The organism is Geodermatophilus amargosae (assembly GCF_900116515.1).
GTDB classification, from domain to species: domain Bacteria; phylum Actinomycetota; class Actinomycetes; order Mycobacteriales; family Geodermatophilaceae; genus Geodermatophilus; species Geodermatophilus amargosae.
Genome location: NZ_FPBA01000001.1, coordinates 123315 through 139843 on the forward strand (window position 1 = coordinate 123315; position 16529 = coordinate 139843).

Genomic DNA, 16529 nt, shown 5'->3' on the forward strand with positions numbered 1-16529 from the left:
GGTTACCTGCTCCGGCGGGCCGGCCAGGCCGTCGTCGTCCTGGCCGGCGTGAGCGTCCTGGTCTTCTCCCTGATCCACCTCGTGCGGGGCGACCCGATCCGCCTGGCCCTCGGCACGCGGTTCTCCCAGGAGACCTACGACGCCCTGCGGGAGCGCAGCGGGCTGGACCTGCCCCTGGTCCAGCAGTACTTCACCTGGGCCGGACGGGCGCTCACCGGCGACCTCGGGGTCAGCTTCCGCAGCGGGGACACCGTCACCTCGCTGATCGGCGAGCGGCTGCCGGCCACCCTCACGCTGGCGCTCGCCGCGCTGGTCGTCGCGCTGGTCATCGCGCTGCCGCTGGGGATGCTCTCGGCGCTGCACCCGCGGTCGCTGATCGACCGGGTGGCCACCGTGGTCAGCCAGTTCGGCATCTCGGTGCCCGACTTCTGGCTGTCGATCATGCTCATCCTGGTCTTCGCCGGGCTGCTGGGCTGGCTGCCCTCGGGCGGTTACGTCCCGCTCACCGAGGACCCGCTGGGGTGGCTGCAGCGGCTGGTCCTGCCCGCGGTGGCCACCGGCGTCGTCTCCGGCTCGGTGATCACCCGGTTCGTCCGGTCGAGCATGCTCGAGGCGCTGGGCCAGGACCACGTGCGCACGGCGCAGGCCAAGGGCGTCCCGACCCGGCAGGTGCTGACCTGGCACGTGCTGCGCAACGCGCTCCTGCCGCTGGTCACCGTCACCGGCGTGCAGCTGGCCTACCTGCTGTCCGGCGTCGTCGTCGTGGAGATCGTCTTCTCCTGGCCCGGGCTGGGGCAGCTGGCCTACCAGGCGGTGCGCGACCGCGACTTCCCGGTGCTGCAGGGCGCCGTCCTGCTGTTCGCCCTGGTCTTCCTCGTCATCAACCTGCTGGTGGACCTGCTCTACAGCCGCATCGACCCGAGGATCGCCCGCCGATGACGCAGCTGCCGACGCCGGGCGCGACCCCGGCGGCACCGCCGCCCGCCGAGCCCCTGCCGACGGCTGCCCCGGTACGCCCGCGGTGGCGGGAGACGCTCGGGCTGCTCGCCCGCAACCCGACGGCGGCCGTCTCCGCCGTCGTGCTGGTCCTGATCGTGCTGGTCGCGGTGTTCGACGAGACGCTCGCGCCCGACGGCCCCAACGAGCAGGACCCGTCGCTGCAGCTCCAGCCGCCGAGCTGGGCCCACCCGTTCGGCACCGACGAGTTCGGCCGCGACGTGTTCAGCCGGGTGATCCTGGGGGCGGCGACGTCGCTGCGGGTCGGCTTCCTCTCCGTCGCGTTCGCCCTGGTGGTCGGCACGCTCATCGGCCTGCTCGCCGGCTTCTACGGCACGTGGGTCGACGACGTCCTCATGCGGCTGATGGACGTGCTGTTCGCCTTCCCCGCGGTGCTGCTGGCCATCGCCATCGTGGCCATCCGCGGCGCCGGGCCGGCCAACGCGATCCTCGCGATCGGCATCGTCTACGTGCCGATCTTCGCCCGGGTCACCCGCGCCAGCGTGCTCGGCGTCCGCGAGGAGGTGTACGTGCGGGCCTCGCGGTCGGTCGGCGCCTCGGACTGGCGGCTGATCACCCGGCACGTGCTGCCCAACGCCGCGCCGCCGATCATCGTGCAGACCTCGGTCAGCCTGGCGTTCGCGGTGCTGGCCGAGGCGGCGCTGTCCTTCCTCGGCCTGGGCCCGCGCCGGCCCGACCCGTCATGGGGGCTGATGCTCGCCGACGGCCGCGGCTTCATCGAGCAGGCCTGGTGGTACGCGGTCTTCCCGGGCCTGGCGATCGTCGTCACGGTGCTCTGCTTCAACCTGCTCGGCGACGGGCTGCGCGACGTCCTCGACCCGCGGCAGCGCACGCTCATGGCCGGGAGCGGCAGGTGAGCGCCCCGTCGTTCGAGAAGCCCGCGACGGCGGCCGCGCCGGTGCTGGAGGTCGAGGACCTGCGGGTGGACCTGCGCACCCCGCGCGGCACCGCGCACGTGGTCAACGGGCTCAGCTACACCGTCGGCCCGGGCGAGACCGTCGCGGTCGTGGGGGAGTCCGGCAGCGGCAAGAGCGTCTCGGTGCTCGCGCTGCTCGGCCTGCTGCCGGCCCGCACGGCGACGGTGACCGGCCGCGCGCTGCTGCAGGGCGAGGACCTGCTGACCATGGCGCCCGAGCGGCTGCGGCAGGTGCGCGGCCCCGGCGCCGGGATGGTGTTCCAGGACCCGATGACCTCGCTGAACCCGGTGCTGACCGTGGGGCGGCAGCTGACCGAGGGCCTCCGGGCGCACGGGCCGGTGTCCAAGGCCGCGGCCCGGGCGCGGGCGGTCGAGCTGCTCGGCGAGGTGGGCCTGCCCGACCCCGGGCGCGCGGTCGGCCGCTATCCGCACGAGCTGTCGGGCGGGATGCGCCAGCGGGTGGTCATCGCGATGGCGCTGGCCAACTCGCCGGCGCTGCTCATCGCCGACGAGGCGACGACGGCGCTGGACGTGACGGTGCAGGCGCAGATCCTCGACCTGGTCGAGCGGCTGCAGAGCGAGCACGGCACCGGCGTCATCTGGATCACCCACGACCTCGGCGTCGTCGCCGGCATCGCCGACCGGGTGCTGGTCATGTACGGCGGACGCTGCGTGGAGGACGGCACGGTCGACGACGTCCTGGAGCGGCCGGTGCACCCCTACACGCGTGGGCTCCTCGGCGCGCTGCCCGACCTGGCCGCCGACCCCGACGAGGACCTGGCGACCATCGCCGGGACACCGCCGGCGCCCACCGACCTGCCCGCCGGTTGCGTCTTCTGGCCGCGCTGCCCCGTACGCGGGGACGCCCGCTGCGAGACCGAGCAGCCGCCCCTGGCCGTCGTCGGCCGGGGCGGTGCCGGGCTGCCGCACCGGGCGGCCACCTGGTGCGCGGAGCGGGAGGCATCGTGACGGCGCCGGGGGAGGGGGCTCCGGACGTCCTGGTGTCCGCGCGCGGGCTGGAGGTGCACTTCCCGATCCGCTCGGGCGGGGCGCTGCGCCGCACGACCGGTGCGCTGCGCGCCGTCGACGGCGTGGACCTCGACGTCTACCGCGGTGAGACGCTGGGGCTGGTGGGTGAGTCCGGCTGCGGCAAGTCCACGCTGGGCAACGCGCTGCTCCGGCTGGTCCCGCCGACCGGTGGCACGGTGACGTTCGACGGCCTCGACGTCACCGGCATGGGACGCAGGCAGCTGCGGGAGCTGCGCCGTCGGGCCGGGATGGTGTTCCAGGACCCCTTCGCCTCGCTGGACCCGCGGCGCACCGTGGCGCAGACGGTGTCCGAGCCGCTGGAGGTGCACGGCCTGCACCCGGGCCGGCAGGCCCGCGTGGCCCGCGTGCGCGAGCTGCTGGAGCTGGTCGGACTCGACCCGGCCGTCGCCGCCCGCTACCCGCACGAGTTCTCCGGCGGTCAGCGGCAGCGGGTGGGCATCGCCCGCGCGCTCGCCGGCGAGCCGGACTTCCTGGTCTGCGACGAGGCGATCGCCTCCCTCGACGTCAGCGTGCAGGCCCAGGTGCTCAACCTGCTGCGCCGGCTGCAGCGGCAGCTGGGGCTCACGCTGCTGTTCATCTCCCACGACCTGTCCGCGGTGCGGCACGTCTCGGACCGGATCGCGGTCATGTACCTGGGCCGGGTGGTCGAGGTGGGACCCGCGGCGGCCGTCGCTGCCGCGCCACAGATGCCGTACACGCGGGCGCTGCTGTCGGCGGTGCCCCTGCCGCACCCGGAGCTCGAGCGGTCCCGGCAGCGGATCGTGCTGCGCGGCGACGTCCCCTCGCCGTCGCGGGTCCCCAGCGGCTGCCGGTTCCGCACCCGCTGTCCCGACGTCTTCGAGCCGTGTCCCGACGTCGACCCGGCGCTGCAGCCGGTCGGGTCGGCACCCGGGCACGTCGCCGCCTGCCACCTGCACGGCGTCGTCGGGACGCCCGTCGACGGGTCCGGGAGCACCCCCGCCGCGAGCGGCCCGCCCGGCGCGACGGCGAGCGGGGTCCGCGGGACCGGCTGATCCCGATACCCGACCGGCCGTTTGCCCCCGCCGGGGGAGGGCACCGGCCCCCGGTGGCCGGCGCAGGGTGCGCCGCCGGAACGGGGACGTCTCATGGCAACGAGCAGGACCAGCCGGGAGGCGCCGACCACCGGCCTCTACGGCAGCCGGATCGGACAGAACGCGGGGCGCGCGGCGCTCACCGAGTTCGTCGGGACGGCGATCCTGGTGTTCGTCGGCACCAGCACGGTGGTGGCCGGGCCCGCCACCGGCAAGACGCTCTACGAGCTGCTGGGTGTGGTGCTGGCCTTCGGGCTCACGCTGGTGGCGCTCGCCGCCGCCCTCGGCCACGTCTCGGGGTGCCACCTCAACCCCGCGGTCACGCTGGGCCTGGCCGTGACGCGGCGCTTCCCGTGGCCGGCCGCCGGTGCCTACGTCGTCGCCCAGCTCCTCGGCGGGATCGCCGGCGCGGCCGCGACGTGGGCGGCCTACGGCTCGGCCGCCCGGGACGAGGCGGTGCTCGGCGCCACCACGCCGCAGGAGGGCGTCTCGGTGGGCCAGGCGTTCCTCGTCGAGGCGCTGGTCACGTTCATCCTGGTCCTGGTCGTGGTGTCCGTCGCCACCGACGACCGCGCCGAATCGGCGATCGCGCCGGTCGCCGTGGGCTTCGCGCTGGCCGCCGCCATCTTCGCCGCAGGCCCGCTGACCGGCGGCGCGGTCAACCCGGCGCGCGCCTTCGGCCCGAACCTGCTGGCGGGAGAGCTGTCGTCGCTGTGGATCTACCTCCTGGCCCCGGTCGTCGGCGGCGTCCTCGCGGCGCTCGTGTACGACCGGCTGCTCTCCTCGGGCGAGCCCCCGGAGGCCTGACCCGCCCCCCGGGTCAGCCCCGGCCGCTGCGGGTCGGGCGCCGGCCCTGCCGGGATCCCGAGCGCGCGCCCCGGCGTCCGCCGTCCCTGCCGGGACCACGGCCGCGGGGCGCGCTGCAGGGGCGGCAGGTGCTGACCCAGGGCGCGACCGCGGTGCCGCAGGAGGAGCACGAGCCCGACCCGCTGAGCGCGATGGCGTCGGGGAGCAGCTCGCTGATCGCCTCGGCGCACTCCTCCTCGACCCAGGCCGCGTCGTCGCCGTCGAGGTCCGCGACGCCGGGGAACTGCCGCAGCAGCGCCTGGGCGTCGCGCGCGGCCGCGGCCGCCTGCTCGAAGTCCTCGACGCCGCCGTCGACCGGCACGTCGGGCAGCACCAGCTCCGGGCGGACCGGCAGGCCTGCGGCGTGCTGGAGCGCCGCGCGGGCGAGCACCAGCCAGCGGGTGCGCCGCGGCGGGTCGTAGTCGATCGGCAGGCTGACCAGCCGCCAGACGGTCTGCAGGTCGCCGACGGCGCCCAGCGGTCCGCGCAGCAGCGGCAGCAGTGCCTGGACCCGCAGCACCAGCTCGCCCACGTCGTCCGGGGTCACCGCCTGCCCGCGGGTGGCCGTGCGGGCCCACGCCTGCCAGCGCACCAGCGCCTCGGGCAGCTCGGCCGCCTCGACGGCGCCGAGGTCCTCGAGCTCCGGGCGCAGCCGCGGCAGGCGGTCGGGCAGGTCGCTGGGGCGGTCGCCACGGGCCACCTCGGCCCCGACGGACACCAGCGCGAGCGACGGCGACAAGCCCGCGACACCGGCGAGGACGCCGGCCGTCCCGTGCCCGGTCAGGCCGTAGCGGCCGGCCCGCCCGGCGATCTGGGCGGCCTCCCAGCTGCGCAGCGGCCGCATCCGGGTGCCGTCGTACTTCATGGTCTCGGCGAACAGCACGGTGCCGGCCGGGACGTTGATGCCGTGGCCGATGACGTCGGTGGTGACGAGGACGTCGAGCTCACCGGTGGAGAACCGGTCGATGACCTCGCGCCGGGTGGCCGGGGGCAGCGCGCCGTAGAGGACGCCGACCTTCCCGGGACGGTGCCTGTCGAGCTCGGCGGCGACGGCGTAGACGGCCTTGCGGGAGAACGCGACGACCAGCGTCTGCGGGCGGACGCTGCGGGCGCGGACGGGCGCGGCCAGCACGTCGAGCCGGGACAGCCGCCGGTGGTGGACGACGTCGACCCGCCCGGCGTCGGCGACCAGCGGGGACAGCGTCGGGTGCGCCTCGGCCGCGGAGATGACGTGCATCTCGCGGTACTCGCCGGTGAGCAGCAGCTTGGCCCAGTGGTGGCCGCGGTCGGGGTCGGCGACCCAGTGCGACTCGTCGAGGACGAGCAGCTCGCCGCGCATCGGCGCCTTCTCCACCGTGCAGCAGACGATCGGTGCGAAGGGGTCGACCTCCTCCTCGCCGGTGGACAGGCCGACGGCGCCGGGGGGCAGCTGCGCGGCCAGCTTGAGGTAGGCCTCCTGCGCGAGCTGGCGCAGCGGCGCGGCGTAGACGCCGGAGCCGGTGGCGGCCAGGGCCTGCAGCGACTCATACGTCTTGCCGGAGTTGGTGGGGCCGAGGTGGAAGACGACGTGCTGCGGCGGCGCGGTGCGGACGGGCAGCTCCGGCGCGGCGCCCTCGACCCAGGCCTGCTGGGCGCGGCGCTCCTCGCGGGCGGCCGTCCGGGCGGCCTCGCGGGCCTCGTCGCGGGCGGTGTCGATGGGATCGGTGGGATCGGCCGTCGTCCGCAGCGGTGCGCGCTGCCCGGTGGGCGGGCGCACGCGGCGGCGGGAGACGGAGGGCTGGGGAGCGGTCTCGGGCAGGAGGGGTCCTCGGATCGGCGTACGGGGGGAGGCCGAGCGCGGGACGCGCAGCCTGACCGCGGTGCAACACCGGGGACCCCCGGATCATGCCCGCCTCCGATCCGGCCGCTCCCGCGCCCGGGCGGGCGACACGCCGGGGGCATCCCGGCGCGGACGGGGTCACCGCCCCGGGTCCGGTGCCCGGCCACGCTCGGCGAGGGCCGGGACGGTCGACAAGTGGTGGCCGCGGGAGGCGGGTCACCGGTCCGGATCGGCGCTCCGGCAACGATCCGTGTACGCGGCAGTCCGGGCCCGTCCCGGCCGGGCGGCGGGGAGGGCGCGCGCTCCTACCGTTCCCCCACTGCCTCCGGACGGCGGCAGTGGCCGGCGCGTTCCCGCCGGCCTCCGCGGGATCCCGGGGTGGTCATCGTGAGTGGCGTCAGCGCACGTTCCGGTGGTGAGGTGCTCGCCGGCGGCCGTCGGCAGGGCTGGTGGCTCGTCGTCGACGCGGAGGACGGGGCCGAGGAGGTCGTCGCCGGCCCGTTCGCCGAGCGGGCCGAGGCCGGCTGGGCGCCCGCCGCCCTGGAGCCGGGCGCCGCCCTGGTGCACGGGTTCCGCCGGGCGGACGGCGTCCTCGCCCGGCGCCCCTCGCCCGAGGACGGGGCGTGGCTGGCGCATCTCGGCCGGCAGCTCGACCTGCTGCCCGCGGACTGGGACACCGTGCTCTCCGACGAGGACGACGCCCTGGGCACGCTGGTGGTCGAGGTGACGGCGGCGCTGTGCGAGGCCGGGCTGGCCCTGGACGACGCCTCCGGGACCGGCGGTGTCTGCCTCCTCCCCGAGCCCGGCCTCGGCGGCGCCGTCGTCAGCTGGCGGCAGCACGACCGCGTGAGCCTCGACCAGGTCCACGGTGCCGACGCGGACGCCCTGGGCCAGCTGGTGATGAACCGGACGCTGGCCGGCGTCCTGGCAGCGCGGGGCTTCGCCGTGGACCCGGTCGGCGGCGCCCACCTCGTCCGCCGGTCCGGCTGAACCGGCGCACTCCCGGCGGGGGCCCGGAGTGGTCCGTAACATCGGGCCGTCAGGAGGGCTCGCCTAGAGGCCGATGGCGGCGGTCTTGAAAACCGCTATGGGGTCACACCCATCGTGGGTTCGAATCCCACGCCCTCCGCTCTTGACCAGCGGTTTCGCGCTGCCCGCAAGGCTCCAGTGAAGGGCCGCCCGGCGCCTTTGATCGCTCGCGTGCCCGCTACGTGCCCGTACGGTTCGGGGTCGTGCCCGCTGCGAGGCGCCCGAGGCGGGCCGCGACCTCGGCGTCGCGCCGCTCGGCCGCGTGCTGGTAGATCATCGCCGCGCGGGACGACGAGTGGCCGGCACGTCGCATGACCTCGGCCAGGGTCGCCCCGCTCTGCGCCGCCAGGGTGAGTCCCGCATGCCGCAGGTCGTGCAGATGGACGCCGGGTAGGTCGGCTGCTCGACGGGCCGTGCTCCAGGCGGCGTGGACGTGATGGGCGCGGAGAACTCTCCCGTCCCTTCGCACGAACAGCCGAGCGGTCGGCAGTGCCGGGGAGCGGGTCCTCAGGTGCTCGGCCAGTGCTGAGACGCCCTGCGGGGGGAGGTGGACGACGCGCTGGCTGCCTGCCTTCGGTGCGCCCTCCACGGGGCCCACGTCCGTCTCCACGACCTGTCGCTGCACGGCCACAGTGCTGGTGTCCATGTCGACGTCACCGATGCGGAGGGCCAGCAGCTCGCCGAGGCGCAGGTGCGCCCAGAAGGCCAGGTCGACGAGGCCCCGGAGGTTCTCGGGCATGTGCGCGGAGAGGTGCTGTACCTGGTCGACGTCCAGCAGCGGGCGCTCGTCACTGCGGGCCTGGCCCGCACCCGTGATCCGGCAGGGATTTCGGGGGAGCGCGTCGTCTGCAACAGCCGTGGCCAGGATGGCGTGGAGGAGGGCGTAGGCCTGCCTGGTCGCCGTCGGGCCGGTGGCTGCGCTCGTCTCGGCGTGCCACCGCCGCACAGCGGCCGGTGTGATCCGGTCGAGCGGCAGGCCGCCGAGCGCAGGGAGCACCCAGCGGTCGAGGGAGTGCTGGTAGGTCTCGCGGGTTCGCACGGCGAGGGGACGACCTCGAACGGTCCGCTCGGCCAGCCACGCCTGGCTGTACTCGCGGAGCGTGACGCCACTGCGCAAGGGGTCGAGCCACACGCCGCGACCCATGTCCACCTCCACCGCGGCCAGGAAGCGTGCCGCGTCGGTCTTGGTGGCGAACGTGCTCGGTGCTGACCGGTCCCGGCCGTCCGGGCCCGGGTAGCGGGCCTGCCACCGGCCGGAGGGCAGCTTGCGCACGCGACCGAAGCGCCTTCTGGTGCTGCTTGCTGGCATGCTCCGACCTTGGCCGCCTTCGGCTTTGCAGGGAACTCGTCTGTGGACGCTGGTCGACGCCCTACCGGCAGGGCACCCGGCCGGCCGCCACGAAGGCGTCCAGCGCGCAACGCTCGAGGCGCACGTGCTTGCCGAGCTTGACGTAGAGGATCCGCCGCTCGCTGATGAGGCGGCGGGCGAAGCGCTGCCCGGTGCCCAGGTACTCGGCCGCCTGGCCGATGGTGAGCAGCTGACCGGAGTCGCCGAGGGGCTTGTGCCCGTGGGTGGACGCCGGTGGCATCGCGTTCCTCCGTGGGGTTGTCCGGGCCACCATCAGCGGCCGCCTGCCGTGAGGGTGGCCCGGTTGTTGCCTTGCGAGGTCCTCCGGCAAGGTCCGAGCGTGTCGCTGAGGGTGCACTCGCCCGGCGGGTAGTGCCTCCTCTATCCCGGCGGGTGTGCCGGTGGTGGCGTGGGTTCACCTCCGGTTCTCCGGGCTGGCGAGGACCTGGCCGTGCTGGGCGTCGATCCAGGCGTGCAGGTCGTCGCGGCGGTAGAGGACGCGGCGGCCGAGGCGGAAGCTGTGCGGGCCGGTGCCCAGGTGTCGCCAGTAGCGCAGGGTGGCGACGGGGGCGCGCAGGAGGTCGGCGGCTTCGGTGATGGTGAGCAGGTCGGGCTCGCGGCCGGTGGCGGGCTGGGTCATGGCGGGCTCCGGATCTGATGCTGGTGGGGGCCTCTTGCCTGTGGAAGGCGTTGTTTCGGGCCGTTTGGTGGCAGCTCACCGGCACGTTTCTCTGGCCGTCTCCAGTTCTCCTCCAGCACTTCTCCCGCCGAGCCTGCGGCCCGTTCGCTGGAGAACCTCGCGGTCAGCGCCCGAGGGACGGGCCAGCATCCCGACTCCCGGCGGACAGCCCATGGTGGTGCCACAGCTGCGGGCCACCGACCCCGGTCGCCACAGGCACCGGTCGCCGGGAGCTCGACCGGACGCGGTGGCGCTCGGCGTCTTGGGCGACGCGCCAGGCGTCGCGCTCTCGGGCCAGCCGGTCGGCCGCCTGCTCGGCGAGAGCCGGTATGTCCTGCAGTTGGGCGATGCGCGCCCGTGCTGTGGCCAGCCCACGCTGGTCGGCGGCGATGTCGCGGTCGAGGTCGGCCAGCCTGCCCGCCGGGTCCGGGGTGCGGCCGCGCGCGCCAAACCGGCCCATCTCGTCATTGCGTTGGCGCTCGGCCTCGGCCAGCGCGTGTCGCGCCTGCTCGTGCTCGTGGCGGGCGGTGTCGGCGGCCGCGCGCAGGACCGCGTGCTCGGGATGGGTGTATTCGGCGGCGCGGCGTGCGGCGGCGCCGAACGCAGTGGCCAGCGCCGGCCGGTCGTCGGACGTGTCAGCGAATTGCGCGAGCGGGCCGGGGTCGGCGGGCAGCTGCGGTAGGTGTGGGCGCCACCGGTCGGCCCAGTCGGCGAGCTGCCCTCTGGCGTGGGTGACAGCGGCCCGTCGCAGCCGGAGCCGGCCCGGGCCGTCCAGCACCACCCGAGCCACGGCGCGAGCCGCGTCCCGTTCGCTGTCCCAGCGACCGAACAGGTCCTCGCGGATCCGCTCCGCGTGCGCCATGACCGCTTGGCCACTGACCTCGACCTGCTGCGTGGCTCGGTTCGCGGCGAAGCCCGCCGCTCGGCACCGGGTTTCGAGGGCTGCAATCTGGTCGGCGTGGCCGGTGTGGATCGGGACGACCTCGGCCAGTCGGTCGCGCAGCGGCTGCAGCAGAGCCAAACGGGTCAGGCAGCGCTGCTCGGCTGTCCACGCCTCGTGCAGCTCTGCCAGGACCTCCTTGAGCGGGCGAGGCGCGGCGTAGTGGGCGGCCTCGGCGGCGGCGAGCTGCGCGGCGTGGCCGGGGCCGAGGTCGGCCCGGTCGCGGCCGAACACGGCGACCCACTGCTGTCGCGCCTCGGCCAGGTTGGCCGCGACGAGGTGGGCGGTGTTGGCGGTGCGGCCGCGGGTCATCCCGACGTAAGCGGCCGCGGCGCCGGTGTGCTCGCCGATCACCACGTGTGTCGTCGGCACGGTGTCGCCCTGCACCCCGTGCGCGGTGCTGGCGTAGGCCAGCTCGACGTGTGAGGTGACGTAGCCGGCGGGCAGCAGCCGCTGCCCTGCCTCCGTCGGGGCGAGGGCGTGGGGGGTGACGTCACCGGGAGCGGCGTTGGCCGGGGTGACGATCAGTTCGCCGTGGCGACTGACGGTGGTGACGGTCCAGATGTCGCGGTTGGCCACGCCCAGGTCGCGGTCGTTGCGGCGGGTGGCGATACGGTCCCCGGCGCCGATCCGCTGCCCGGCGCGGGTCGTGACCGTGGCGCGGTCGTCGACCCAGCCGTCAGCGACCAGCCGCTCCCGGACGGCGGCGCCCAGCTCGGCGGCCTGCTCGCGGGTGTCCACCACCACCGCCACGCGCTCGCCGGCGCGGTGATGGGCGGCGGTGAGGGCGGCCAGCGCCTCCTGAAGCTGCGCAGAATCGGCGTGCAGGCGGACCTGGCCGCGGCCGGCCAGCGTATCGAACACCGCGCTCGGGTCGTCCCCGGTGCGCATGGCCAAGGTCAGCTCGGCGTACTTGACGTCCGGAACCGTCAGCTCGGCTTGGTTGGCACGGACAAACCGGTGCACCTCGTCGAGTGTCAGGTGCGCGGGCGGGTCGACTGCACGGACGGCGAGGTCCAGCACGCCGCCGCGGCCGACCGCGGCCAGCTGGTGACGGTCGCCCAGCAGCGCCAGTCGGATCCCGGCCTCGTCGGCGATGGTGAGCAGGGCGCGGGCGGTGTCCTGATCGAGCATGCCGGCCTCGTCGACGACCAGCAGATCCCCCGCGCGCAGCCGGGCTGCCGGCGCCGGCCCGGCATAGACGGCCTCGGTTAGCGGGTCGGTGGCGCCGGCGGCCAGCCGGGTCCAGGCGCCGTGGGTGCTCCACCGCCAGCCGTGCTGGAAGGCCAGCCACGCCGCCGAACCGGTGGCGGTACCGACCTCGGCGGCGGCGACCTTGGCCGCCTTCAGCGTCGGGGTCACCACCGTCAGCCGGCGCCCCTGCCCCTTGAGCAGGTCCCGGGCGGCGACCAGCAGAGTGGTCTTGCCCGCACCGGCCGCGCCCTCGATCACGAGCAGCGGCCGGTCGCCGGCCAGTGCGACGGCCGCCGCAGCCTGCCCGGCGTCCAGCCGCGCCAGCGCGGACGGCGGCAGTGTCGGCTCCGGCTCTCGCCGCGGATTGGTCCCCGATGGAGCGCTGCGGGCGGCGAACCGGGCCGTGAGGTCGTCCTCGACGTCGAGCACCGGCTGGGAGGTCCACGCCCGGATGTTCTCGGGCACTCCCTCCCCGTCCAGTAGCGGCACACATCGCGCCATCGTGCGGGCGGTGAGGTCCTCGGCCAGCTCCATCCGCACGCCGGCGTCGACGACGATGCCGGCGGTGGCGATCAGCTGCTCGACCTCGCCGCGGGCGTCGGCGGCGTTCCACGCCGAGCGGCCGGCGGCCAGCCGGGTCAGCACCGTCCTCACGGCGTCGTCCCGGTCGATGCTGCCGACCGGTGTCGGTGCCAGGTGCGCGGGGCGCTTGGGGTCGCGATAGCCCAGGGCGGCCAGCTCGCCGACCCACTGGGCGGTGAGGTCCGCACCGGGTTGCGGGGTGACCTTGTCCGGGCGGCCCTCGGCCCACGCCCGCGCATCCCACGCCCGCCGCAGCGCCGGCCCCGGGATCTGACCGGGGTGTGCGGCCGTCCACTCTCGTTCGTAGCGGTCCCGGTGGCGGCCGATCTGCGCCGCCCGGGCGCTGGACGCACCCACGTACGCGCCCAGCTCCTGCACTTCTCCAGCCGCGTCGAGGGTGTGTCCGTGCGCGGCCAGCGCGCTCCGGAACTGCGGATCGGTGACGACCGCCGCGTGCCCGATTCCGTTGATCGCGGCGAGGAAGTCGCGCACGCCCACGGTGTGCAGCCCCCGCCATCTCCCGGCGGCGAAGACGCGGGCGTTGATCTGCAGGTGCAGATGCCGGTGCGGATCCCCGGCCCGGGAGGTGTGGTGCCGCACCGTCACCGCCTCAACTGTTTCGACCGGCATCTGCACCTGCCCACCGCGCGGTCCCACCCGGGTATTGGCGTGCTCGGCCAGCCAGCCGATGACCTGAGCCGCGGCGCGGTCCTGCGCGGCGTCGTAGGCGGCGGCGACGTCCGGATGCAGCGCGGCGGCCAGCGACCAGGACTTCGGGCCGTTGACCACCACCTCGACGAACCGCACGGCGCGGTCGTCGGTGCGGAGCCGCCCCCGCGCCGCCCCGGTGCCCGGGTCGACGCCAGCCACCCACGCCTCGTAACCGTCCCCGGCCAGCGCGGCGAGCTCCCGCACCCGCCCGCCGCCGGCGGTGTAGCGGCACGCGATCCCGGTCCCCTCGGTCAGGTAGTAGTCATCGGCCCGGCCACGGCCGGCCTCCACGTAGTGCCGGGCGGCCGCAGGCGCACCGGCGTAGATCTTCAGGCCACCGTGCATTTGCCAACGCCACCCGACAATGACCAACACGCCACCTCCAAAAACGGCAGTGGGCCCCGCGAAGCGGGACCCGGACTACCGCTATGGGTAGCATGCGTGCCGTTCTTAAGTAAAGGCTTAGGCGTTGGCGATAAAGTTTGAGCGTCGCTGGCCCGCAGTCGGCGCAAGGTCGGCTCATTGGTTGTTCACTGCAGTGATTGATTACTAGTAGTAGGTCGACTGCTCAGTCGTTAAAGACGCGACATTGGATGTGTCGGTGGCGGCGCATAGCAGTCACGCAGCGAGCATCCCGAGAGACGATGAGATGGGTGTCGAGCAGCCGACTGTCAACGCGATCTGTCGCCCGAGAGATGACTGCGGGTGCGCGGAGCGGAGCGGGGGGCTCGTTGAGCCTGTAGGGGTCGCTGCGCTGGCCGCTGGGGATGGAGTGGTCGGTGGTCGAGGTGGTGTAGCAGGGCATGCGGGACTTGTCGCCGGTTGCGTCCGTGTACGCGGGCGTCGATGACGGCCAGCGGCGCGATGCTGGTTCCGTTCCTGCCGCCGCGACCACGATGAGCCTGCTGTTCCGCCTCGAGGCCGCGGCGTAGGTCAGGCGCTGAGGCCGGCCCATACTGCGTCGGCGTCCGGCATCGCGGCGATCTCGTCGCGGATGCGCTCGGCCGCCGCTCGGAACGCCGGGTCGCCGGTCACCTCTGCGACCGCGGTCCGGATCGTGGTGACGGCGTAGTCCTGCGGGGCGACGACCACCCCCGCGCCGGCCCGGGCCAGCAGGGCGGCGTTGTGGGGCTGATCGGTCCCGCGTGGCAGGGCGACCTGGGGCACGCCGTGCACGAGGCCGCCGAGCATCGTGCCCGATCCGCTGTGGGAGACCAGCAGGTCGGCCCGCTCGAGCAGGGCGGCCTGTGGAACGAACTCCGCGACTACGGCGTTGGCCGGCACTGGGCCGAGCTCATGGGGGTCGAGCCGGCGCCCGGTCGTGGCGACCACGACGCCGTCATACCCCTCCAGGGCCGTGAGCCCGGCAGCGAGGTCGGCGGTGTCGGTGTTCTTGACCGTGCCGAGGGTGAAGTAGGCGATGGGCCGGTCGCCCGCGAGGACGTCGGCCACCTCGGGCGGCACCGGGCCGGGCTCGCCGGCGCTCGGCCGCAGCGGGATCGCCGCAGGCCACGGCGGCGGGCCGTCGGGCTGCAGCGAGGGCGGGCAGAGGTCGAGGGCATGCTCGGCCGAGACCTGCGCCCACAGCTCGGGCTCGCCGATCGCGGCTCCCGCGAGGCCGATGAGGTGGGCGTAAAACGGGAACACCGGCCCGATGCTGTGCACGACGCTCGGCACTTCGAGCCGTCGGCCCAGCAGAGGCCCCGCCATCTCGAGGACTTCATGGACGACGAGGTCGGGGCGCCACCTTTGCGCCATGACGATCAGGTCGGCGAGTCGGGCGAGGGCCGGGGTGCCGAACAGCACCACCAGCCCATCCATCATCTTCTGCTCCTCGGGCAGGCGCGGGTCGGCCCAGACCACCTCGTGTGCCGACCACGATGTCGCCCAGGCCGGTCCGACGGCGTGGACGTCGAGCCCTCGGGTGGCCAGCGGACCGACCAGGTCCGGGCCGGTGGCCACCCGCACGTCGTGGCCGGCGCGCTCAGCCGCCCGCACCAGAGGCAGCATCGGCAGGACGTGACCGTACGCCGGGCACGAGGTGAAAAGCACCCGTGCCATGCCGGTCAGCGTGCCAGGTTGGCCGCCTGCGGTCGACGCAGCCTTTCCGCAATCGTTCCAGGCGTTGATGAAGCGCTCGATGGCGGGGCTGAAACCGCAACCGTGCCAACTTGGACACCTTGAGGCAGTTGCCCGTTGCTTTCGGCGACTTTCCGGCTCTCGGAACGCGCTGAGCCCCGCCGCCACCAGGACGGCGGGGTTCGGTCGCGTCTAGAAGAACAGCGGATTGCCTACGTCCGCCGAGCCGTGCGATGGCCAGCTCGGGAAGGGCTGGGCCTGACGGCGGTGCCGTTCGACGTTAGGCCGCCAACTCCGCGCAGACGTCCGTGGAGCGGCCGTTCAGCCGGTAGCTGGTCGTCTGGCCATTTCCATCGACGGCCAACCGCACGCGGCCGGTGGTGTAGGCGAGCGGTAGCACCCCGGCGGGCTCGGTGTTCTCCACGGATGTCCAGAGCAGGTTGGGGCCCGCTGCGTCGATGGTGAAGGAGCCATCGGGGAAGACGGTTTGCGTTCCTGGGCCGCTGACGTTGTAGGTGATCGATTCGCCGGTGTCGTCGTTGGTCACGATCGCTTCCGCATGCCCGGTGAAGCGGAACTCCGTGGCGCCGTTGGGCAGCGTTGTCTCTGTGACCTGCTGGTTGCTGAAGTACTGGATAGTCACCGGGAATGGGCAGTAGCCCGCGTCGCCAGCGGTGTCCGTACCCGGCAACTGGATGGTCTGGGGCTCCGTCGGTAGCGGATCGGCTTGCGCGGGCCCAGTCGCGGCTAGCAGCCCGGCGGCGGCAGCGGCGATGACCAAGGACGTGCGCGTCGTCTTCATGGCTCCCCCTTGAGAATGGTGACGGGACCGTCACGCAGGGGCACATTGCGGAACAGGATCGTCAGCCGCTAGTGGTTCTCGCGTCGTTCAGTCGCAGGCCTGGGGATGGCCGAAGCGTCCTCACCAGTCCTCGATTACGTGGCTACGCCTGGTCACTAAAGGGGGTCGAGTGGCGAAGGGATCAGGATCAGCGGGACGCCTTGATCAGCAAGGGCGGATGGAGTGGCCGGCCGAGCGGTTGAGTCGGTCCGAGCACGTCACGGGCTCACGTAATCGATGTCGGGGATGAACCTCGTTCGACAGCCGATGTCCTGATCAGCGGGGTCGTGCTCTTGACCCGGATGCCCACGGCGCTGAAGGTCCTCGGTGTCGCGCTGATCATCGCCGGCGTGGCCCTCCGCAGCCCAACACCGCACTACCGCTGCCCGCCGACCTCGGCGACCTCGGCGAGGGTTCCTCAACCGC

The 16529-nt window shown here is 74.2% G+C and carries 13 protein-coding genes and 1 tRNA gene; 7 read left to right on the forward strand and 7 right to left on the reverse strand.

Annotated elements, in window-relative coordinates; all coding sequences use genetic code 11:
• Positions 1-6 precede the first annotated feature (6 nt).
• From BM414_RS00580 to BM414_RS00600, 5 genes are all read left to right on the forward strand, one after another.
• Entirely contained in the window at positions 7-939 is a 933-nt protein-coding gene (locus BM414_RS00580) for an ABC transporter permease (RefSeq protein WP_281246705.1), read from the forward strand.
• Positions 936-1874, forward strand: coding sequence for an ABC transporter permease (locus tag BM414_RS00585; protein ID WP_093577523.1), 939 nt, complete (start codon positions 936-938; stop codon positions 1872-1874). Before BM414_RS00580 ends, BM414_RS00585 begins: the two co-directional genes overlap by 4 nt.
• A complete protein-coding gene (locus tag BM414_RS00590) occupies positions 1871-2902 on the forward strand; it encodes an ABC transporter ATP-binding protein (RefSeq protein ID WP_217644442.1) in 1032 nt (343 codons plus the stop codon). Before BM414_RS00585 ends, BM414_RS00590 begins: the two co-directional genes overlap by 4 nt.
• Positions 2899-3996, forward strand: a complete 1098-nt coding sequence (locus BM414_RS00595; protein ID WP_175551354.1) for an ABC transporter ATP-binding protein — start codon at positions 2899-2901, stop codon at positions 3994-3996. Before BM414_RS00590 ends, BM414_RS00595 begins: the two co-directional genes overlap by 4 nt.
• Before the next feature lie 93 nt (positions 3997-4089).
• Positions 4090-4842 (forward strand): MIP/aquaporin family protein, encoded by a 753-nt coding sequence (locus BM414_RS00600; RefSeq protein ID WP_093577524.1) that lies wholly within the window; start codon positions 4090-4092, stop codon positions 4840-4842.
• Between the two features lie 13 nt (positions 4843-4855).
• On the opposite strand, the gene BM414_RS00605 is transcribed toward BM414_RS00600, so the two are convergent.
• On the reverse strand, positions 4856-6637 hold the full coding sequence (locus BM414_RS00605; protein ID WP_245784361.1) for a helicase-related protein: 1782 nt from the start codon (positions 6635-6637) through the stop codon (positions 4856-4858).
• 450 nt (positions 6638-7087) lie between these two features.
• Here BM414_RS00605 and BM414_RS00610 point away from each other — a divergent pair, with 450 nt between their 5' ends.
• Both BM414_RS00610 and BM414_RS00615 read left to right on the forward strand, forming a co-directional pair.
• The gene (locus BM414_RS00610) at positions 7088-7690 is read left to right on the forward strand and encodes a hypothetical protein (RefSeq protein ID WP_139245665.1); all 603 of its coding nucleotides are present in this window, start codon (positions 7088-7090) and stop codon (positions 7688-7690) included.
• A gap of 52 nt (positions 7691-7742) precedes the next feature.
• Positions 7743-7829, forward strand: a tRNA-Ser gene (locus tag BM414_RS00615).
• Between the two features lie 78 nt (positions 7830-7907).
• Here the strand turns inward: BM414_RS00615 and BM414_RS00620 are convergent.
• The 6 genes from BM414_RS00620 to BM414_RS00645 all read right to left on the reverse strand — a co-directional run bounded on the left by BM414_RS00620 (position 7908) and on the right by BM414_RS00645 (position 16064).
• Positions 7908-9002, reverse strand: coding sequence for a site-specific integrase (locus BM414_RS00620; RefSeq protein ID WP_175551355.1), 1095 nt, complete (start codon positions 9000-9002; stop codon positions 7908-7910).
• A 97-nt stretch (positions 9003-9099) separates the two neighbouring features.
• Positions 9100-9318, reverse strand: a complete 219-nt coding sequence (locus tag BM414_RS00625) for an excisionase family DNA-binding protein (RefSeq protein WP_093577527.1) — start codon at positions 9316-9318, stop codon at positions 9100-9102.
• A gap of 174 nt (positions 9319-9492) precedes the next feature.
• Entirely contained in the window at positions 9493-9717 is a 225-nt protein-coding gene (locus BM414_RS00630; protein WP_093577528.1) for a helix-turn-helix domain-containing protein, read from the reverse strand.
• Between the two features lie 163 nt (positions 9718-9880).
• Positions 9881-13528, reverse strand: a complete 3648-nt coding sequence (gene mobF, locus BM414_RS00635) for a MobF family relaxase (protein ID WP_093577529.1) — start codon at positions 13526-13528, stop codon at positions 9881-9883.
• Between the two features lie 588 nt (positions 13529-14116).
• Positions 14117-15244 (reverse strand): glycosyltransferase, encoded by a 1128-nt coding sequence (locus tag BM414_RS00640; RefSeq protein ID WP_093577530.1) that lies wholly within the window; start codon positions 15242-15244, stop codon positions 14117-14119.
• A gap of 298 nt (positions 15245-15542) precedes the next feature.
• A complete protein-coding gene (locus BM414_RS00645) occupies positions 15543-16064 on the reverse strand; it encodes a hypothetical protein (RefSeq protein WP_093577531.1) in 522 nt (173 codons plus the stop codon).
• Positions 16065-16529 lie beyond the last annotated feature (465 nt).

Bases quoted from the DNA above. Each gene is read 5' to 3' on its own strand.
- BM414_RS00585 (WP_093577523.1), top strand. From the start codon at position 936: ATGACGCAGCTGCCGACGCCGGGCGCGACCCCGGCGGCACCGCCGCCC.
- BM414_RS00600 (WP_093577524.1), top strand. From the start codon at position 4,090: ATGGCAACGAGCAGGACCAGCCGGGAGGCGCCGACCACCGGCCTCTAC.
- BM414_RS00625 (WP_093577527.1), bottom strand. From the start codon at position 9,318: ATGCCACCGGCGTCCACCCACGGGCACAAGCCCCTCGGCGACTCCGGT.
- BM414_RS00630 (WP_093577528.1), bottom strand. From the start codon at position 9,717: ATGACCCAGCCCGCCACCGGCCGCGAGCCCGACCTGCTCACCATCACC.
- mobF (WP_093577529.1), bottom strand. From the start codon at position 13,528: ATGCACGGTGGCCTGAAGATCTACGCCGGTGCGCCTGCGGCCGCCCGG.
- BM414_RS00640 (WP_093577530.1), bottom strand. From the start codon at position 15,244: ATGGCACGGGTGCTTTTCACCTCGTGCCCGGCGTACGGTCACGTCCTG.
- BM414_RS00645 (WP_093577531.1), bottom strand. From the start codon at position 16,064: ATGAAGACGACGCGCACGTCCTTGGTCATCGCCGCTGCCGCCGCCGGG.